Source organism: Nocardia sp. NPDC102475 (genome assembly GCF_055584605.1).
In genome coordinates this window covers 1-22,254 of record NZ_JBVJLS010000048.1, presented here as the reverse complement: position 1 = coordinate 22,254, position 22,254 = coordinate 1, and the positions used below count along the sequence as shown (strand labels likewise).

At 64.2% G+C, this 22,254-nt stretch carries 7 protein-coding genes and 1 pseudogene; 5 read left to right on the top strand and 3 right to left on the bottom strand.

Annotated features, from left to right (window positions below; all coding sequences use genetic code 11):
• Window positions 1–356: 356 nt before the first annotated feature.
• Window positions 357–863 (top strand): annotated as a pseudogene (locus tag ACZ60G_RS43225) (helix-turn-helix transcriptional regulator); the annotation flags it as partial.
• Between the two features lie 786 nt (window positions 864–1,649).
• On the opposite strand, the gene ACZ60G_RS43220 reads toward ACZ60G_RS43225, so the two are convergent.
• Window positions 1,650–1,982 carry a hypothetical protein gene (locus ACZ60G_RS43220; RefSeq protein ID WP_465818109.1) on the bottom strand — a complete coding sequence of 111 codons (333 nt, stop codon included), beginning with the start codon at window positions 1,980–1,982 and terminating at the stop codon, window positions 1,650–1,652.
• A gap of 1,074 nt (window positions 1,983–3,056) precedes the next feature.
• Between ACZ60G_RS43220 and ACZ60G_RS43215 the strand changes: the two genes are divergently transcribed.
• The gene (locus ACZ60G_RS43215) at window positions 3,057–19,052 is read left to right on the top strand and encodes a LuxR C-terminal-related transcriptional regulator (protein ID WP_465818107.1); all 15,996 of its coding nucleotides are present in this window, start codon (window positions 3,057–3,059) and stop codon (window positions 19,050–19,052) included.
• Between the two features lie 236 nt (window positions 19,053–19,288).
• On the top strand, window positions 19,289–20,335 hold the full coding sequence (locus tag ACZ60G_RS43210) for a hypothetical protein (protein WP_465818105.1): 1,047 nt from the start codon (window positions 19,289–19,291) through the stop codon (window positions 20,333–20,335).
• 20 nt (window positions 20,336–20,355) lie between these two features.
• On the opposite strand, the gene ACZ60G_RS43205 is transcribed toward ACZ60G_RS43210, so the two are convergent.
• Both ACZ60G_RS43205 and ACZ60G_RS43200 read right to left on the bottom strand, forming a co-directional pair.
• Complete coding sequence (locus ACZ60G_RS43205; protein ID WP_465818103.1) at window positions 20,356–20,634, bottom strand: hypothetical protein; 279 nt, start codon at window positions 20,632–20,634, stop codon at window positions 20,356–20,358.
• Between the two features lie 17 nt (window positions 20,635–20,651).
• Entirely contained in the window at window positions 20,652–20,945 is a 294-nt protein-coding gene (locus ACZ60G_RS43200; protein WP_465818102.1) for a hypothetical protein, read from the bottom strand.
• 550 nt (window positions 20,946–21,495) lie between these two features.
• Here ACZ60G_RS43200 and ACZ60G_RS43195 point away from each other — a divergent pair.
• Together ACZ60G_RS43195 and ACZ60G_RS43190 are read left to right on the top strand one after the other, a co-directional pair.
• Window positions 21,496–21,744 carry a hypothetical protein gene (locus ACZ60G_RS43195; protein WP_465818100.1) on the top strand — a complete coding sequence of 83 codons (249 nt, stop codon included), beginning with the start codon at window positions 21,496–21,498 and terminating at the stop codon, window positions 21,742–21,744.
• Window positions 21,745–21,853: 109 nt separating this feature from the next.
• The coding region (locus tag ACZ60G_RS43190) for a WXG100 family type VII secretion target (RefSeq protein ID WP_465818098.1) at window positions 21,854–22,254 on the top strand (401 nt) is incomplete at its 3' end.

Here is a 22,254-nt window from a genome sequence, read left to right as displayed (position 1 = left end):
ACCACGGAACCGTCGTGCAAGACAACGGCACCGGCAAATCCACCTGGTTCGAACTGCATCAGCCACCCGGTGCCGCATCAGGTCTCGGCATCCCGAGCGCCGCCCCGGATAACGACGACTCTGGTTCCCACACCCCGACCCCACCGTCGCCTCCGGAACCGGGTGTTCCCACCGGCGCCGTGCCCACCGCACCGCACGCTGACTCGTCCGACGGATCGACTCCGCCCGCTGAAACCGAGCAGCCTCAGGAACGCCCGCGCCAGTCTTCGGAAGAACTGCGCTTTCTCGAGTGGTATCGGGGGCGGCGGGCGGATCAGTCGGGGCTGCCGCTACAGAGCCTTGCGGAATATGTCGAGATGCACCACCTGGAAATCGGGCAGGTGCAGCGATGGCTCGCACGGGCGGGGCTCGTCGCGAGCGACCATACGGCAGAGTTGATAGGGCAGCTTCCATGGCCCGGGGATGGCGGCAAGCCGACGTGGCTGTCCGAGATGCGCCGCTATCTCGGCCTGGCACCGGGGCGCATCGACGAGTTGATCGATGCGCCGCAAGGAACCTGGGAGGCGGTCGAACAGGGCGGCCCAGATTTGGAGACCGAGCAGGTCCGGGCGCTCTTACGTCGCGTTCCGCACGCCCGGAGAATGTACCTGGACGTAGCTTCCTATTATCCGGAACTATTGACAGAGCACGGAGTGGCCGCCTACCCCGAGGGCTACTCCGATATCGGGAAGTATATTCGCTCGCTACGGACCGAATCCGACCTATCGGAGGAGGAACTGGCAGTTTCCGTAGGTAAATCTCGGAGCACGGTAATAAACTGGGAACTAGGAACCACCTGGCCTCCTCAATCTTCGGTCGAGACCATCAGCGAAGTCGCACCGTTTACGCACAATGCATCGTATGACGAACTCGCCGAATGCTTTACATACCTGCCGAGGAAGGACCTGATATTTCCAGGCCTACGCACAGTCGAATCTTTCGGCGAATACCTGCGATATTTCCTTCGATTAAACAATGTCAAGGATGCGGACGCAGCACGATCTTTCGGACTGACCAGATTGAATGTAGGCCGCTATAAGAATGGCCGAGAGCTTGATGAGCTTCCCATGTTGCGAATCTACCGTGATGCGCTGCAGGACCGGGCGATTGGCACCTGGAACGATTTAGCCGAGGCATGGGGATATCGCTATCGGATGGATCCATCGGGTGAAACAATCCCCGATGCGGCCTCCTATAAAACTGTAAACGATTGGCTGACGGCAATTCGGCTGTATTACGGAATGACCACGGCGGAATTCGCAGCTCTGATCGGAGTAACTAAGAACACAGTCAACCGAAGGGAGGTCAGGACCAGTCCATCTGTTGTAGCCCTTCGCGAACTCCGCGACATTCTCCAAGATGCTGACGTGCCACTTCCTGGTGAGACTTTCACAAATGACACGCTGGTGAAAGCATTGCAGCAATTCTATGCTCGCAAGGATGTGTCATCGGGAGACGACGAGGACAATCGACTGCTCTGGAGTCTGATAGCGACCCGACCGGGTTCTCCTGAGGAGCGCAGCATCAGAAGTCGGATTCTGGAAAAGTACACATGGATCGCAGACGCAGCAGTTACGTATTGGACGGTTCCGGGAACGGAGCGCGGAGACCTAGTTAATTACGCCATCGAAGCAATCGGTGCCGCCACTAGAACATTCGTGCCGCCCGGAAGTTTCATTCGTGCGGCTCTGTCGGATGCTCGTTGGGCCATGAAGCTCACGTACTACAACAATTTGTACCCGAACTTCGGCAAAAAGGAGCGTGAACGGATTGTCGCCGTCGATACATACATCAAGAAACGTATCAAAATCTCCGGGACGGCACCCAATGCTGTCGAAATAAGTCAGGCTCTCGGACTCGGACTCGACAAAGTCGAAGAGGCAAAGCAGCGGATCCCCCAGAAAAAGCCCTTGTTTTTGGAGCTGCCGACCTCCGACGAACACGATACCTTCTCAGACGAGGACGCGGACGCGGATCCGCCCGCAGCAGACGCGGCTGTACCCAAAGCCGCCGCAGCATCGTCGACGGACGAAACGTTTTCGAACATGCCGAAGGTTCGAGAAGCTCTGCCGAATCTAACGGACCACGAGCGCCGCGTTGTGCTGAATTACCTGATAGAAGAAATCTCGCTTGCCGAGATGTGCACAGAATTGGACATAGGGCCGCAACAGGCTCGGAACCTGGTTGAGGAGGCCAGCGAAAGCCTCCGATCGGCATACACCGAGACGGACACCGATCCCACTGCTACGCCAGACCAAGGCACGCCACGACAGCCCGGAGACGGACCAGCTGCTGGTGGCACCCCCGGCCCCACACGTCGACGCCCAGCTGGTCCCGGCCCTCGACACCACCACGCAGACACGCCGCATCAACAATTCACCAGCCCTGGCGAATTCGACTCTGTGCGTTATCACCACGACCGAACGAGCGACCCAACGGGTCCCCATGGACGCCGCGGGCGCCAATCGGGCGCAAGGAAGCCCGAACCCGACGGCACCGCAACGCACCCTGCCGACACGCCATCTGCCGCTGCATCGACAGAACCGACGGCACCGCAAACGACCGACGATGGCACGGCGAGCCATCAGCCGTCGATACCCGACGCCGCAACCTCGGCTCCGCTGCAGGATCAATTCGCGGACCAGGTATTCGAGCACGCATCGGACGCCGCGGCGCAAGCGGTCGGAAGCGGCGCTGTCGAGCTCGATCCGCACCAACAGCGGCAGCTGGTTCGTGACATCAGCAAGCACGGTCCCGCCGCACAGGCCGCATCCTCTGCCAGTGGGCTGCCGGATACGTTGGGCCAAGAGACGCGCACACAAGACGCCGCAACGTCGACCGAGACGGCGGACGGTGCGAGAACCGACACGGAAGAACCGGATTCGGCGCAGACCAGTGCAACGTCCGAGCACCACGCGGGCGACGATGCGAACGAGCTGCCGAGCGGGTTCCCGGGCAGCGACAGCCCGTCGGTGCCCGACACCGATGCGGCGGCAGGTCCGTCAGGCAGCACGAGGGTGGCGAACCACACACCCAAACCACCGGTCGAGCAGGGCGCACCCGTCGACATGCTCGAGGCGATCGCTTCTGCCCAAGACCAGGACCGCGCGTCCAACGACGAAGTGCTCGACGAGCCGACGAGCATCAGCACCACGGAAACCGAATCAGCGTACACCGCAACAGATTCCGGCGATTCCGCCGAGGTGTCCGACCAGCCCGCAGCACCTGAGGAAAACAGCCAGGTCTACCACCGGCTGATGGCGGCCATCGGCAACCCGCTGATTGCGCGAAACCTTGCTGCCAGAGTCCAGGCCCGCGCCGCGGAAGAACAACTACCTACCGATACCGAAGCCGCCACCGAGCGACTGTTCGAGATCGTCGACAACGTCCTGGCCGAACATCGAGCCGCCATGGCAGGACTCGACACAGCCATGGACAACAAACCCGCACCCAGAAAACAACACCGCCTCGTCCCCTTCCAATACGGCGGCGTCTTCTTCCACAACCTCCCCGACAACCAACCACCCACCCCCGAAAACCCGGACGAATCGAAGGTTCCCGACGCCCAGACCAACCCGACGCCAGTTTCGGCCCCGGCCACCGAAGGTTCGCCCGATTCGAGGAGATCCGACTTCCTGCGATGGATCCTCGGCAAGAACCGCGCCAAGACCACGGGCACGGCCAGTTCCGCGCCTGCCTCCCCCGAAAGTCATCCCGCCGCGCAAAAGCAACCTATCGATAGCGAATCACTACTACACCTGGTTCGCACCGACCCTAATGTCGGCATACGCCTCGGCGCCGAGTTCTTCAACGATGCCGGCGGCGCGATCATGTCCACGATGACGTCCATGTACTTTATGGTCGAAGGGGGACCAGGACTGGCAGGCGCCGTCGGATTGGCCATCGAGTTGCCGCACATCGGCGGCGCACTGTTCGCGGGTCATCTGGCCGACAACACCCCACCCAAGAAATTGCTGATGGGCAGCCAAGCCGTCGCAGCGGCAGCAGGAATAACCGCAATTCCCGTCCTTGCATCCGGAACGTCGTACTCCGTCCCCATACTCATCGGAACAACATTCGTCGCAGCGTCTACTTCCGTCCTCTACAGCAGCGCCATCGGCAAAATGCTCACCGAAATGGTCGGTATGGGGGACGCGCAAGACGGACTGCAGCGCTTCTCCACCCTCAAAACGCACGCCACCCGTGTTCTGGGAACCTTGTTCGGGCCCATAGCGCTGAAAGCCGGCGCATGGCCGGCTCCTGTCATCGACGTCATTACGAGCCTTGTGAATCTGGCGACATTGTCACAGTTGCCGGCGTCCTCGACCGCACCGAAACCGGATGAATCAAAGAAGCCTGAGGTCGGCGTGCGCGAGTCGATCGCAGAGGGCTGGCGTGCCAGCAAAAATCTTCCACTGAGGGGACGTGCCAACCTCAACCTAGGTCTCGCCAATTTCTACTTGGGAATGCAGACACTGCAGTTCACGTCGCTGATCACCAACTCCGGTCTTCCGGGCTGGCAGCAGGGAACAGCGCTGACACTCACCCCGCTCGGAGGCGTGCTCGGGATCTGGGCATTCAAGAAGTCGGTAAAGAAGGCCAGCATCGACGAGCTGCTCACGGTCAGATTGGCCGCTATGGCCGGGCCCGCGATACTCCAGGCAACCACCACCAACCCTTGGATAGTCTCGGCCCTATTCGGCGCCACATGGACAGTCCTCAGTTCGGCTGGGATGCCCGTCTGGACCTACTTGAACAAGACAACCCCATCCGAAGTGCGCGCGCGAGTAGATTCCATCACCGCCTTGACGACCAGAGGCACGTACGCGCTGGGTCCGGGGGTCGCCGGCGGCGCAATAGCGCTACTGGGACACCAAACTACCGGCGGATTCATCGCCTTGACATTCGGCACCATCGCGGGCTGGTCCCTGTACCGGCGACTATTCAAAGCTCGGAGGCTGCTGGACTGCATAAACCAAACGTCCCAAGCAACCTGGGCCCTCGGCCTCAACACGGGAATCGAACCAAAGAAAAGACAAAAGAGCCCGGAACACCTCCGGAGAGCAATCGCAACTCAGCTCGTCAAAATTCAATTCGACCCCGGCACCGAGGACCCCGTCGCCAAGACCATAGACGACGTCCGAAATCTCGCGGACGGAGCCGACACCGCAGTCCTCCTCCTCGACGACGGCAAGAAGATGCACTCCTTGACCGTCACCAACACCGACAACAAACCCGGCGGCAACATCGTCATCTTCGACACCAACATCACCAACCCCGACGACCCCCACACCGACCCCAACGATCCCGACCGCATCCCCCGCGTCCGCACCCTCCTCGAGTGGACAGAGGCCTACCCCGACATCAAAGAGGCCTTCGTCGCCTTCCTCACCACCGACGACGAAGACAACCTCACCAATCTTTACCCGCACGCGCCAGAGCTGGAGGCCCCGCGCAAAAACGGCAAAGTCCTTGGCCCACTGCAGAATCCGCTGGACCTCGATCTCGGCGGTGCCCCCGCCCAGACGGAACCCATCGTGCAGGAACTTAAAGAGCGGTTGGCGACACCGCTGGGAGTGGCACCGATCACCGCGCAGGGGCCGACCACCGCCGACACCGTCGAAGACGATTCCGGCGCAACTAGCTCCGGCGGATCGCCGGCTCCCGGCGACACCGGTCGCAAGACAGCTACCGGTGGCGGATCCGGTCCTGGCAGCGCCGTCGGCCCGAAACTGCAATTCCACCATGATGTCGACCCTGCCGTCGACCACGGATTCGTCGATCGACGCAGGGGCGACGCACCCTGGGTGCTCAACAACTTCGGCCCGGTCAATCCCGGTCCGTGGAAGCCGAACCCGCCTCCCGAAAATGATTCGGCCACAAACGGTTCCGCAAGACACAAGGCAGCCGTTGCGCCCGGCGCCCAGCGGCCCGTCGCCACCGGGGCTCCGGAGTTCCCCGGTCCGCCGCGTGATGATGTAGTAGCGCTGTTTCAACGAATTCTCGATGCCGAGCAGACTGGCGATCCGCAGGCGCAGGAATTGCGGGCCGAGGCGGAGCGGCTCATCGCGGACGAGGGAGACCGGGCGTACGCGGAGCGCTATGTCGGCGACTCGCGACGCGCTGCGGCGTTGGCGGCGGAATTGGGGGTCACGCACGAACGGCTCGACGTGGTGATGACCGAAGAGCTGAAGCAAGTAGTGTCCAACGGCGAAATCGTGATTCGGGTCAAAGCCGAAACCCTCGAGAAGATTCTCGCGGACGGCAGATTCAAGAACCTCTTCGAAGTCGCCGCGAGAAGTTTCCGGGCGCAGATGCCGGTGGCGGAAAGGGCAAAGCTCGAGCGGGAGCTATACGGACTCGGATCCGATCACCCGGCGGAATTGCGGCCGATCCATGCGCGCATTCGTACCAGTCAGGGCGACTGGCATCTCGAGGCCCTTCTGCAGACAGTTGGCGAGTACGGCTCGGTGGACATTGTCGTCGGAGCGCCAGTTGCCGAGAGAACGACGGTGTGTATCGGCAGCCCAACGTTCACGAAGGTCATTCCGAGCCCCGCCACCGATCCGAAGCCCCAGTCCTTCGGCGCCACACCGAGCGGCCACGCCGAGTTCGGCTATTTCGGTCTCGAAGGCATCGGCCGCGATTATGCCGGGGAACGATTCCGCCGCAACGCCCTTGTCAATGCACAGATTCACGGCGGTCTCACGGTTTCCGAGATCACCCTGGTCGTTTTCCATCGACCTCCGTTGAACGAGCGGCTCTATGACGATCTGGACGCGCTCGGAATCCCCTGGTTGAAAACCTTCGACAATTCGGTTCCACCACCGTGGCCTCCGCATGGTGCCATTGTTGGCGATAAAACGAGAACCGTTGCGGCTGAACCAGATTCGAGGCAGTCAGGGGCGGCCGCCAAACCCGAGGCCGATCCGACACTGCCGGAAAACGCCCCAGCACACAAACCTGGCGGCGGGAACCGCACCGCCCAGCCCCCTGGCCCGGAACTCGCCTTCAACAACAACTTCGATCCGGCCGAAGCGCTCGATCGCCCCGCTGGCAAACAGCCCCGGCCGTTCAACGGCGCGGCTGGATTGCCCGACGGCGCGGTGGCCTTCCACCACGACCGCGATGGTCGGGAGTGGGGCCGTCCACATCGACCGCCTCCGGTGGAAATGCCTTCGCAGGCCGAGCTCGAACTGGCGGAACAAGCGTTGCCCGAGGCAGCGCGAGGCGTGGCGTCCGCATGGCTGACGCGTCCCAACGATCACCGCGAGCAGCGCTCGGCATCCTGGGTGATCCAAAACTGGTGGTATCGCTTGAGTCCGTCCGAGCAGGCGTTGCTGATCAAGGCGTATCCGCGTGAAATAGGTTCTCGGGATCAATATCCGGTGGAGGTGACGAACGAGGCGAACGAACGGACCTTGACGCAGCTTGTGCAGGAACTCGGCTCGCTACCGGACGAGGATCTCAGTGCGGCACAGCGTCAGCAATTGCAGTATGCGACCCGCCTGTGGGACTGTCTGGTGGAGGCGGAGCGCAGGGCCGACACAACCATTGATGGCGGGTTCGATGTGCCGCTGTTGGCGTTCGATCCGGACACTCTGGTGAGCCGAGTCGGGCTGAGGTTGCCCGCACACAATGGCACCAGCAGTCAGATCTGGCTTGTCCGGGTGGGTCCGGACGACGTGGGCACGGACAACACAGCGTGGATCGACCAGCTCTTCGAACCGGGCCTGCCCGAAAACGCCATGGCCGTGTACCCAGGGCGACGTCCCGCCGTCCTACCGTTCGAGTTTGCGGTGGGCCCCCGTGGTGTGCGCGGACCGCGGCTCACCGCCGCTGAAGCCGCGCACGCGGCGATGGTCGCCGGTGACGAGATGGCCGAGTGGTTGCGTCGAAAGATATGGCGCAGCGATGAGCAGATCGAGATGGTGCGGTCCGGTGTGGTGGAGCTGGTCCGCCGTTCGATCGCAGAGAGTACCAGCGAGGTTCGGGTCGCCGCGCGGACCATAGGCGGACAGCACGGCACGCGTGCGCTTGTCGTCGAGGTGATCGACAACAATCCTGAATCGCCTGCGGTGGAAGAGTTCACGGCTGCCCGAAAGGCACACAACGCAGGCGTCGTGCAACTCGAAGCAGGCAAGGGGACGTGGCTCGAATTCGACGAATCGATGATCGAATTGCTACTGCCCCCCAAGGTGGTCCTATACGAGATGCTCGGCGAGAGTCGCGTTCTATCGCTCGGGGACGACCCGGGATTCATGTGCGGCCGCCTCGCCCTGGGACGTCTCGGAGTATCCGCGGCCGCGGCGCCCGGATTCGAGACCAACGTCCGGCCCGACCAACCGCTGCCCTGGCCCGACGGAGTGGTCGGCGCCATTACTCCCCCGTGGACACCACCGAATCTTGCCGCGAGCATGGTCGCCCACGCGGAGGATTACCGAGCGCTCGGTTTCGGTGCCGGGGACAACGAGCCGCGTGAGAGGTGGGGACGCGGTGCGCCCGAACAGCCAGGGTTCCTCGACGCCGATGAGTGGGCTTGGCTGCAGACTGTCGGCGGCGATGACCTGGCGCACGACGGCGTCCATTTGCAGCCGCTGTTCCGGGCCATCAAAGACGCCGTCGAAGAAGCCCTTGACGCGCTGCTCCCCGAGGAAATACCAGCTAGCCGCATCAGCGTCACCATCGATCTGGCCGCGCGCACCTACCAGGCGTGCGTGCGCACCGACGGCCTGACCTTCTTCGGTCCACCGGTGGAATTTGTCGAGGGCAGGTGGAACGCACGCGATGGCGTCCTGATCGCAACCGCAGCGATCCCACAGCAGCCAGACACGGACCGGACCACGACCACAGACCAACCGACCACCGTGATGCGTACGCCGTGGACCGGCATTGCTCCGAGTTCTGTTCCGGCTCCGCCGCCTGCCGCGCAACCCGAGCAGCTACCCGGCGAAAATAATTCGGCCGCAAGCATTCTCGAGGCCAAGACGCACAACAGGATGCCGTCGCCGACACCATGGAGCGATCGCCGATCCACCACCGCGGCACCTGAGCCCGTGGTTCCGGATCGCCACGGGCCGAGGACCGACACGCCGGCGCCGGCAGCACCGGAAACGGGCGATCGCACGGCGACCACGCCAGCGGCAGCTGCCTCGCCCACCGATACAGGCGCGACCGCCCCTGCAAGCACCGGACCCGCAGCCGACGGACCACCCCCGGGCCGGCAGCCGCACTTCGATTTCACCGCCGACCGCGCAGCACTCGGCCTCCCTGCCGTCCGCAAACAACACCGGCAACAGGCTCCCGGCGACGGAGTGATGGGCAACCCCTTCCTCCTCTTCCACAATCACCCCGGCGACCCGCACGGCCGGGAATGGAACGACCAACCGCCCCGAAGACCAGACAACACACCGCGTCCGACCGAAGAGAACGCGCCGGCTGAGCCGGCGGCGGATGCACCGACCCCGCCGATCAGTCGCGCGCTTCAGTCCACTGAGAAAGATGTGGCGGACATGGCGTTCGAGATGCTGCGCCCGATACAGCATCTCGGCGTGGATACCACGGATCTGCACCGGAAGGACGAAGCCGAGATCACGCGGATGATCTGGGATCTGAAGGCCCGCCAGAAGACTCTGCTCGACACGGTGCTGCGCAGGCTCGTCTTCGATGCGGCGGCGGCGCGCGTACTGGCCGGCGAGGAGCCAGTACGCTCGGCCACCGAGCGCGCACCAAAGCTGAGGCCGCACCTCGAAGCCGCCCACCAACATCTGCGCGAAGTGCGCGCCGCTTTGGCGGTATTGGCCGCCCCGACGGTGGTCGCGGCTGCGGGCGCGACCCCACACCCCAAAGCCGCCTGGGTGGGATTGGTTCCGGGTGAGCGCGTCGTGGTCGCCTCACCGTTGCGCGGCCAGCAGCGGCTGCTGGATCAGGTGCTGCCGAATCTACGGGAGTGGGCGGCTCATGCGGGCCTGCCGATCGAGTATCGGCAGGTGCTGATCGACGAGGACGGTCGGCTGAGCGTCGAGGCGGTCTCCGGCGCACACGCCGGACCGGAGCCGGACGTGCGGTATTACACCGACGAGGACTACATCTGGTGGATGAACGATCTCGTCGACGAGCGGACCTTCGCCGAAAAGGTGGCCGAGGCGGAGGAGTCCGGTGTACGTAGCCGTGACCGCATCAAAGACGATCTCGGTGACGCCACAATGTCGGAGTCGGTGGATAAGATCGTTTATGAGAACGACTTTCGGGCGATCGAGAAGGTTGTCCGAGATGAGGTTCAGGCGGATGCCGAGGAACTCGGGGCGTTCACCCACCACGCTACCGGGGCGTGGGCACCCCCGGTGCTGCGCCGCGGGCTGGTCTTCCTCATGGGGTTCGTGCCGGGCGAGGACGCGGATGAGCTGCCCCAGTCGTACGGGCGGGATGGGTGGCGTGACTTGTTCCTCACTCCGGGCGCGCGGCGTCTGGGGTTGAGCGACAAGCTGATTCGACCAAACGACCGTCACGAAGGGTCCAATTGGCGGCGCAAGGACGGCTTCAAAGTAGTGGCTATCGATAACAGCAACGCCTACACGACGCCACAGGTGTCCATAGGGTTCGCAGGCCATCTCGATGCAATCGACGTAGGTGGCGTACACGAATATTCGCGTGCCGAGCTTGCCGAGATCTGGCCGCGACTGCGCGAACTGGAATCCGAATACAGGCGGTTGAACCGACCGTCCTGGTACCTTGACGTGTTGGAAATCTTCACCGCGATCGTGAAACACGCCAAGGACGACAGCGTACCAACGAGCGCCGATCCCGCCGATGGCCTGCGGATCCTGGAACAGCTCCGCGACGACTTGGCGCCCAGACTCGGCATTCCCCACCAGCCCGACCCACGGACCCCGCAGGAGTGGCGCAGTGAAATAGCGCGCGTGCGGCAACGCTACGCCAACGATCAGTGGCTGCTCGAACAAGTTCCCGAGATTCTCGATCATGTCGACACCCTCGACCGAATCGTCAAGCTGCACCTACACGCACAGCTGAATCAGGTCAGCGCCGACCAACTCGGCGACGCGTCGCCGGAAGGTATCGAAAAATACCTGGACGATCTGTCCCAACGGCTTGCGGATCTGAAGCAGGGGTTGCACTACCCAGACCCGAACGGCGAGTCCGACGAAGAATGGCAGGCCCGCTTCGACCACGAGGTCCAGCAAGTCACCACCGAATTGCGTCCGGAACAGGCGACGCCGGCCGAAGACGGCAACACAGCCGACCGCCGCACACCTCACCACCCGACCGGCGGCGCTCCTGGAGTCGCAGGCCCGCCACCCGACGCAGCGATCCCCTTCCACGACTTCGATCCGCGCGCCGCCCTCGATCTCCCCGCGCCAAAACGTCGCCCGCGACGCGCAGACGGTTTTGCCGGACTCTTCCCTGGCGCGGTGGCGTTCCACAACGACGAGAACGGTCAGGAGTGGGGCCCGCATCAACTCGACCACACGGCCCCGGCAGAGGTTGGGGACACACCGCGCAACGATCGCCGGCCCACACAGCCAACTAACCCGCGACCAGCGCCGCCGACCGAACCCGAGCAGGCACGGGCTCGAGCCGGTGAGTCGGATAGCGGCCTGATTTCGGGCACCATCGTCGTGCGACAACTCGAAGGGGTCTACGGCGAAAACCGTTCGTTGGGTGGCGTGGTGACCGCCGGAACTGTCGCAGACGGCTCGAATTGCCTTGTGTTGCGGGCAGATGAGGCTCTCGGGCCGAGTCACCTGGACCTGCGGAAAAAGTCCGCAACTCCGGACCTGATCCCTATCACCTACAACTCGACCACGGTGTATGTCCACATCGATTACCGCGATTATACCGACACCGGCCCCCACGCCTGGATCATCTACCTCAACCCCGAGCTGGACAACCCCGACTTCAACAACCTCCACGCCATGATCGACGACGCTCTGATGAATCGTTTCCGTGGCAGAGCGATACGGGTCGAGGAGGAGTACAACTTCGGCAAGAGCCGGCTGGATCCCGACCTCAGATCGACTGGCACGCGGCGCAAACTCGGCCCAGGACAACTGCCGGCCACATCCGGTCCCGCAGCACCCGAGTCCCGAGCCGACGAACCCGAAGACAGCACCCACCGCAACGACCCCACCCCCAATCTTCCTGAGCCGCGGCAAAACCCACGGCGCAGCCCGCTGATCGGCATGGGCAACAACGACGCCCCCTGGGACGGAGGAGAATTCAACTTCGAACACCCACGCAAGCAGGCAGCCCAACTCGGTGTGTTCCACCACGACGGCGGAGGCGCGGCCCGAGGAAAGCCCAACCACAACCGACCGAATGCGACAGGCGCCGAGCCCGGCGACGCACCGCAGAACAACGACGGCGCACGGAGCCCGCAACCGCACGCGGCGCCCCCTGGCGGCGGGCAACCACCGCCTACCCCGCCGGTCACCTCGACACGCACACCGCTGGTAGAAAACCACCCCGCGCAACTCGACGCAGATGACAACGGCGGGACCAGCGGCGGCCAACCCGGCCCGCGACCCGAAACACCCGAGGCCCCCGCAGCACTCGCACCTCCTAGTGGCGAGGAAAGCGACCCGCAGCTAACCGGCGAGGACGGTGACCTGCCACCGGAACAGTTGCGTCAGCAGGTGAAACAGCTTGTCGTGCAGGGATATCCAGAGGAAGCGGTCCGCCTGATCCAGGAACAACCATTCGCCACCAAGGTGTTCCAATGGATATTCACCAACATCGACGACGACCGGGCAGCGCGCGACATCACCGGTCAAGCATGTGCGAATGCGGTCGTGCGCATCACGAAGATCGGCGAGCGCAGTGTCGAGGAGTGGGTTGTTCACCAGGCCCGACTCCTGATGGGCGAGCATCGCCAGTTCCTCCAATTCCGCCAGCGGATCTGGGCATTGTTCGTCGCCCCAACCGATATCGACGAGCATGGACCCACCAGCCGGGCGCTCGCAGCGGCGGACAGAAAAACCATCGACGACCAGATCGACACAGCACTGCGCCCCGACCAGCGGAAGAAGATCCGACAGCTGCGGCCGACACAACCCGGCACGCCGACGAAACCACAACGACCGACCTACGCCGAAATAAAAGACCTCGCGCTACGGACCGCCATCCGGACCCTGGCCACCGCGATTGCGGAACACGCCGGGTTGGATACCGCCACCGAGACGAACACCCGTGCCACGCAAGCAGCCAGCGGGCACGCCTCGGAAACGGCCACAGACGAGCGCCTGCCATCCGTCCATCAGTTGACGCAGGATCGACCGAGATTGGAACAACTGCGCCGGCAATGCGACGAACTGCGCGCGCAGCTGACACAACTCGGCGGTGCGGCGCTCGAGCCGTTCACCAGAAGGCGAGTGGAGCAATTCCAGCTCGAGCTGTGGGACCGCCGACGCGCGAGCGCGGAATCGGCACCGGAAACAGAGCTCGCGATCGGGGTTGCCGATAACTTCATGGTGCTGGACGCACTCGTCACTGCCACCGACGAGTGTCTGCGCGTCACCGAATCACCCATCAGCGAACAGAGCGTTTCGACTACCTCGCACGAATTCCGTTACCGCTCATTGATGTCGGCCGAGGAGTTCGACGCGCTCCCGGTCGCGGAGAAACGGCGGATCGCGAAGGACGAACTGTCCGAGGGCACCATCCCCGATGCGGAGGCGGCCGCACAGTTCGCCCAGAATCATTCGAAGCTCGCTGCGCTGCCAGCGGACACGATCGCATCTGTCAACCGGTACGTGAGCACACCGCCAGACGAGCGGGCACCCGGCGATCCGGCTCGTGGGCACATCATTCGCATCGACGCGGACATGGACTCCTGCCGTCTTGGCGATGCCGCCTGGCTGACCTTGCCCATCGAGCTGGACGAGGTCGACATTGCGAATCCCAGCAGCATGCGCGGCGCGACGCACACTGTGCCGGGCTATTGGTCTGGCGAGATCGGCTGCACCACGTCCCCTCGACTGCAAGGCTCCAACCTGGCGCATGTACGTGCTCCAGAAGGAACTCCGGCGCTGCGAACCGCGGCGAAGGGAATCGCCATCGGTCGCGACAGTCGCGTGATCGTCACCCGCGCGTTCGTCGACAACGGCCGGTTGCGGGTGTACGGCTACCGGTTGCCCGACGAAGGAGATGCGCCGGTAGGTCCGAACCCGGGACCACCTGCCAGCGCACCCGACCAGCCGGGCAAGCCGCAAGGCGGCGCGGCGACATCCGGCGTCGATGCCTTCCAGCCCACCGACCCGAGTCCCCTCGCCCCCGTCCGGCACCGCCTGATCGGGTACGGGAACGTCGGAGAAGACCCCTGGGGAGACGTAAAGCTGGGACTGCCGCGCAACAGGCAGGTGCCCGGCCTCGCACCGTTCCACAACGACGGCGGCGGCGGCGCGCGGGGCGGCGGGAAACCCGACCCGCAACCCACGGACAGCCCAATTCGAGACGATGTCGCGCCAGCACCTCCGGAACCGTCCAGCGCCCCGTCCGAGTCAGGCCCGGAATCGGAACCGCCGAGTCCGACGACGGTTGTCGAGAGCGCGTCCGAAACCGAATCCACCTCATCGCCTTCGGCGACCGTCCCGCCAGGGGTGACGATCGACGGACCGGTCGTTGCGGCGGCGCAGGAAACGGACACCGGCCCTGCTCCGAACGAGGCCGGGACCGCGCACCATGGAGACGACCAGTCCGCAACCGGCGACGTCACAGCGGAGCAACTCAGGCAGTTGGTCGAAGAACATGTCGCGCAAGGCCATCCGGAAGAGGCGGTCGACCTCATTCGTGAACAGTTCGGCGCGCAGGTGTTCCAGCTGGCTGATCGGGCCGTCGGGCTCTCATCGGCGCAGGAGATCACCGATGAAATATGTGCGACTGCGATCAAGCGGTTCTCCCAGATCAAGAACGACATGGGGATCGAGGAATGGGTCGTTACGATCGTCGCCGGAAGCGTTGTGGGACAGCATCGCCAGGCTGCCGCGATCTGGCAGCCGATCCAGAATCTCGTCATCCAGGGCGCCGGTCTGGCGGAGTCCGATCCACTGATCCGGGTCTGGGCCGAAGCGTCCACCTCGGACGTCCGACGCTGCCTCAACGCCCTTACATCTGATCGCAGAGGTCGTATTGTTCGATTCGCGATGGCTGCGGCCGGCGTGAAATCGGTCGGGCCGATTCCGCCCCGCGTGGTCTGGGGTGCGGCCTGCGAATTTGCTGTCGGGGTTGCGGCCGCAGGAGGCATCCGCGCACAGCTACCCACTTCGCCGCAGTCGGTTCGTGAAGAGTCCACTGACGGGGCCGAAACACGCGCTCCCACAACAGCTTCAGACCCGACCGAAGCGCCGGGGCCGCACCGGGACCGTACTCCGGCGCAAGGGGAGCTGACCGAAGTCGAGACCGAAATCCTCCGTATGGTCGCCGCGGGCTGGACAACCGCTGAGATCGCGGAAGCTCACGAAATAGTCACCCGCGCCGTGTACTCCCACATCGAACGCATCCGGGGCAAGCTCGATACCCGTGGCGATCGGGCGGAGCTTGTCGTGGTGGCCAAGCAAAGAAACATCATCGGTGACGACGATCCGCCCGCTACGGCGAAGAAACCGCGCCCAGCCGAGCCGCCGGTGGTCCATGAGGTGCCCGCCGCCGAAATCGCGACGGCGTTGACCCGCAGCCTCATTCTCGACCGGCTGCCGCCGATCGTGCGGGAAGCTTTGGACAACGATCGGCCCGCGTTAGAAGCCTGCATCGATGAGCTCACCGAGGCACAGCGGGCCTGCCTCGATCACCGATTCCGGCGGGAGGAGAGCCTCAAGACCACTGCGGAGGCGCTGGGCAGCAACGTAGGCGCGGTCAAGATGATGCAACGGGCCGCTTTTCTCCGCCTCGCTCAATTGCTGGAAGCGGACGCGGGTAACGAACCGTTGCGGGTGGTCGAGAATGCCTTGTCCCACAATCGAACGGCATTCAACCATTCCTTTGCTGAACTCGGCGAAAAGCAGCAGACGGTGATCGAGCTGCGGCTGATTCGGAACCAACCGATGCGTGAGGTCGCGCGGGTACTCGGGCCGGACCACAGAAATACCTTCTACAAGGCCATCCAGCGACTTGCCACACTATTGCTCGGTGACGCCGAGACACGGGCAGTGGCATCTGCGGAACCAGCCGCCGAGCCGCAGCAACACCCGGATTCATTCGTGGAGTCGCCGCCTCGGCCCGCCCGACCCACAGGCATGATCGGGGTCGGAGAACTCCCCGACCCTGATCAGCCCTTCGACGGCGGTGGCAAAGCCTGGGATCGTGGCCGCAAGCCGGGACCGAGGCACAAATGGGTGGACAACCTCGCCGAACTCAACGCCGATGGCGGCGGTGGGGTACCTGGTAAGCAGCCCGCGCCGAAGCCGGCGGTTGCGCAACACACATCCCCGGCCACGCCGGATGCTTCCGACCAGCCCCCGGCCTCAGATCCCACCCCCATCGCCGGAGCATCTGTCGAACCAGAACCCGAGGAAGATCACGACGCCGAAGACGATGCGACCGTGTACTACTCCTCGACATCATCTTCGGACGCGCCGAGCAACGGTTCGACCTACGCAGACGTGCCCTTCGGTGACTTTCCGGATGAGATCGCCGTGGCGGCGGTGCGGAATCTGCCGGCGGATTCGGGATATGTCGATCCGGACCTGACCCTCGATTTCCATCCGTTCTTCGCATCCGATGGCCTCCAGACCGAGGAAGACGTGGAGGCGGTAGCCACCGCCGTCGGTGACATGATGCGCGAGCGAGGCTGGCGCGATCCTGGTCAGATCGAGGCGGCGACCGCGCTGGTCCGCAATGCCGGGCTCAACGCCGTGCGATACATGACCGACTACACCAGTTCCTTACAACGAGCCGGGGTCTCGGAGTCCACCGTACAGTTGGCCCTGTACGAGATGACCGCGAGACTGACGCTGCGGATGTCCTCGGCGGCGGATGCCCGATCGCTGCACGTGTCGTTCGAGGTACATCAGTACCGTCCCGAACGCGATCCCAATCGCGAAGTCTTCACCTGGCATGCACCGCTGTACAGCCATGCGCAGATCGGACCCGAGGTGCGGGCGCCGCTCGCCACCGCCACCGCATCGAATGTCGAGCAATGGGGTGAGGTTTGGGCCCGGTTCGACGAGCCGCGGTCCGCCGATGCCGACGACGTCGTGCCCGAGCCACCGCCGTACGGAGATCTCGAGGCCAAGGCTCGTATTGCCCGAAAGCTGGAAGACGATCTCCACATTCGGATGTCGGGTTGGCGAGATGAGGCCGTCCCGGTAGCGGCTGTCGTAGCCGCCGACCGCGCAGTACGCGACCGAGTCGCAGAATACGGCGGTCGATTCGGTCTGCGGCACATACGGTTCGACGACATCACCGCCGAATTCGGCCTGACCGAATCCTTCGGAACCACGACAGACGATGCGATCGATCACTACACGACGATCTTGATCAACAGGGCGATGTTCACCGATCCGGCGATAGCGCAACTCTGGGAGCGCCGCCAAGCGGACCGCTTCTTTGCGCAATCGACCGAGGACATGGTTTACCAGACGGTCCATCACGAATTCCTGCACGTGGTCGCTGGCAATAGCAACTGGGTGCTGCATGACATGGCACCGGCCATGCTGCAGGAGGCCTTCGAGCTGTTCGCCCGTGAAGGGCTGATACCGGCTGGTGTCGGGGTCGACGCATGGATGGCGTGGCTGCCCGCCTACGCATTCATGTACGGCAGGCCGTCGACCGGAACGCTCAGCCCGATCGAGGGCCTGCCGGAAGGCGCCAGGTCCGGTGCGGTCGAATCATCGCTCCCGCTGACCTACCCGGGGCGGATCTTGCATTGGCTGACGGTGACGCGTGATGGATCCTCGCCTGCCGAGACCTTGGCACGATGGGCTCGTTTACAGGCCGCAAGTGACCCGGACGGCCGAAATGTGTTGCTGCTCTTGCAGGATTTTCGCGATATCACCGGCCGCGACGACGTCGAGATACTCATGCCGCGCTCCGAGGGCAGGACGGCTGATGCCCTGGCAGCCGGAACCGGTGGCCGAATACAAGATTTCCCGGGCATTGTCGAACTCATCGCCGAGTTCCGGACCTGGGCACAGTCATTGGACGCCCTGGGCGATCGGCGCGGTGACGGTGCGATCGCCCTCGTAGTCGAGCCGTCGCAGGACGGGGACGACCGCGTCTGCCTGCTGGTCCGTCGCATGACCGCGGACGGCGGTGAACGGATCGAGCTGCGTAATCCGGGCGAAGGCGTGCTGCGGGCCAACCACGTTCCCCGTGCCGAAACGTCGCAACTGCCTGGCGTTCAAGCAATGTTCTTCGGCCCGGGGGGCCGACCTGGGCCAGGACCCGGGATCGCCGACAAGCCCGCCCCTGATACACCCGGAACATCCGGGCCGCGCGCCGCAACGCTGCAACCGCCCTCCGCCCATGAGCCTGCTGCTGCCGCGGGCGCACCGACAGAAACCACGGCGCAACCACCCACCGAGACCGAGCAGCTCGCGAAAACCGAAGCGGCGCCCAACAACGACAACGATCTGACGGCGCGGCAGTTCCAGCAACTGCTCGAACAGGATGTAGCGGAAGGTCATCCAGCGCCTTCGGATTCTGCTGCGCTAAGGGCGGAGTTGCTCCACCACGGTTTCAACTACGTCGAAGAACTGCCCGAGGCCGCTGTGCCGTTCATCGATAATCTGATCGGATCGTCGCCAACGCACACACCCACGGCACCCGAGGCGAATCACGCTACGGGGGCGCGGCTCCCCGAGACGACGGGCATCTCGAACGTGGATCACCCAGTCGCACAACAGATGCCAAGCGTTCCCGGCGACCAACCGGACGCGACGGCCCCGGCCGAACACCGAACAGAAGCCAGCCCACGAGCCACCACCAGCACTCCCCGCACCGCAGGTATGCCAGGACTCGGCGACCCCAAGGACCAGAACTGCGCTTCGACGGCGCCATAGACCCCGCAGTACTCGACCTCCCCGCCCCGAAACACCGCAGGCGACTCGCCCCTGGACACCTCAACCCGGTAGTCAACGCTATCGGCCCCAACCCCGAGGGGCACGCATTCCCCCCACCCGGCCAACCACCCGCGAACGACCAACCCCGTCAGCCGGAAACGGCCATCGCGGCTACGCCGACCAAACCACAGGGATCTCCGGCTGATCCGCAGTGGCTAGTGCAGCAATTGCGGCAGGTGGCGAATCGGGTTCGGGAGCAGACGTGGAATACGTTGCGGGAGAAGACGGCATCGTTGCCGTTCGATGCCGAGGCGGTGGTCTCCGGGGAGTACCGAGAGCATCTCGAGGATGCGGACAAGGTTCGGGAATTCCTGGCGGCGACAGCCGATTTGGGGTTCGAAGGACAGGTGGTTCTGATCGCGGAATTGGAACAGGCAGCGGCCAAGTTCAGCGCTGCTGGTATGCCGATTCGTCCCGATACACCGACCGGGCCGATACAGCCCCAGCCTCTCATCGCGCGGCCCGATGAGCTCGACCCCGCGCAGGCCGGATCGATAGTGGCCGATGCCATCGAGACCCAACTCGTCGGTAAGCAAGCGATCTGGGCGACCGCGAAACTCCCACTGCGCTTTCATCAGTTCGATCGGTGGGCGATCTCGACGGCGCCGTCCGCGCCCCCGCCGATCAATGTCGCGAATGTTCTGAACTGCATCAAACTTCCGCTGTACGGCGGCGTCCTGAGCGGTGTCCTCGATCGTGACTATCTGCGGAACTACATCAGATTCGAATGGTGGAACGACCAGATCGGTATGCCCGTCGGTGGTACGGGGCCGACCTGGTTGGACAATTCGGAGATCGCGGAGGAGGACGCCGAACAGCACGGGCGGGTGGCCATGATGGCCCTAGCGCCGCACGGAACGCATGACTTGTCGCTCGCACCATCCGGATCACACAGCTATCTCGAGCCCAACGGTCCGCAACCACAGCGCGGCGACTTGGTGTTCTTGAACGGATTCGCACATGTGGCGGTTGCGACCGGACAGCTGGGTGCGGACGGAACCCCAGGGGTGTTCACCTTCTGGCCGTACCGTTTCTGGCCCTCGATGGACACCGTCCGGGCATCGACCGTCGGCACGGAGGTGATGCGAATGAACTCTGCCCCGGAATACCGCGCAATGGATTCCATCGTCTCTGCGGTCGAGGTCGAATTCGGGCCGGGACCGTGGGGACGCGGTGGTCGCCTGCACCAACTCGAACTCGACGACTGGCTGCGGCGACACTGAATCGCGTGTCCTGATCGGCATCAGGCTCGCTTCCGCGTCTCGGATGTGCGCGAAGGTCGGTGTGCGGGAATGGCTTCGGTCCAGAAGTCGTGGCGGACGGCATCCCAGAGTTTTGTGAGTTTCGGGAGGCGTTCGCGTGCCTGGACGAGGTCGGTCGCGGAACTCCGTGCGGTGTCCAACTTTCGCTGGACCTCGGCCCGGTTGGCGCGCTGCTCGGCGAGTGCGTCGAGAATGTTCTCGACCTGATTGCGTATCCCGAAGTTGGCCGAGCGCAGCCCTTCTCGTTCCCAACGGTCCATGACTTCCTCTTCGGTTCTCAGCCGTGGCGTTCGGCGTATCGGCGTTCGAAGTCGGCGATATAGACCGGCGGATCGATGGACGACGACGACTGCTCCAGCACACTGTCGTCGCCGATATAGAAGATCGCCCGATCGGTCGCGACCATCCCGGTGGGTACGGGCACATGCACCATCCAACCGACGCGGAATCGTTCGGCGACCAACTGTTCGAGCGGATATCCCGTGGTGTCCAGGCCGCGCCCGGTGATGTAATCGCGCACACGGGAGATCGCCTCCGCGGCGTGCATCGGCTCCGGCGTCGGTGGCGCCAATCCGGCCAGCGAGTATTGATAGATCGCAAACCTGGGCCCGCGCCATGCCCAGCAGCATCACCCCGGACCACGCCCACCCCGACCATCCACTCACGGTCGCCGAGTCACACCGAATCATGCAGCAGCACATAACATGCCGCGCCATCACCTGCCCAATGAAGGCCGCTCTCAGGTGTCTGGTGCGGGCGGGCGCGCTCGTCCCGCCGGCCATGAGCCCACGCGAACGCGCTGCCGCTCGCGGTTTGACTACGACTATGGCGAACAGCCGTTCCCGCCCGGACAACTGTTCGCTCCGGAGGCGTATCGCGCCGACCTCGAGGCGTATCCGCGTGCCCAGGTTCCGGTGTGGATGGGCGCTTACATCGGCCATAACGACCGCCAACGTCGCACACCGCAACAGGCAGCTGCCCAGGCGCGCGCAAATCGATCCGGCCAGTTGTGGGCGACACTGGCGGAATACGAATTCCCCCGTTCCCGCAGATGTGGGCGCGCTGGGCGACGATCGCCGCGGCCTTCGTCGCCGCTCGGTCGGACCTCGGCGGATGGTTTGGTGGAGGTAACCGTCGACAGATTCGGCGTCCTCGTCGACGTGCGGTTCACCGCGGATGCCGCGCATAGTACCGCCGAACAGTTGGGCCGATCGGTCACCGAGGCCGGGCGCGAGGCGGCCCGGCGGGTGCGGGAGCAGACCGCACAAATGCTGGCCCCGGTTGCCGCGGCCATCCACGCCATGCCCGACCTGCCCGATCTGGTGCTCGGGGCCCCGAGCCTGCGTGAGCCGGAGCGGCGCGACGAGTAGCCCGCACCTATTCCCAACAATGAGAAGTCATGGTGCGGCCGCAGTAAGATTCTTCGCCAGGCAATCGCCTCCTCGGTTTCGCTGGTGAGGGTTGAAGGGGGACCGGGTTATGGGCCAGTCGTTGCATATCGATCCTGACCGCGTCCATGCGCTCGTCACCGAACTCGCCGCAGTTGCCGAATCCGCGCGCCAAGATCTGACCGACCTGAAGGAGGTCCTGGCTCGCGAGGGCAAGCCATGGGGTGATGACGAGCCGGGGCGAATGGTCGGCGATGCCTATGAGCCGCAGGCGCAGAAGGGGCTCGAGGGATACCAGAACCTGGTCGAGAATCTGCACGGGTTGAGCAAGGGCGTCAGCGAGGTCGGCGACGCACTCCACGACCAGGACCAGGACAGCGGGCAACAGATCCGCAATACCGGGTCGAATCAGCCGGTGTCCGTCGTGCCGGATACGACGTGGCGCGGTACCAATACCCCCCGAACCAGTTCGCCCGCAACCGATTCCGGGGC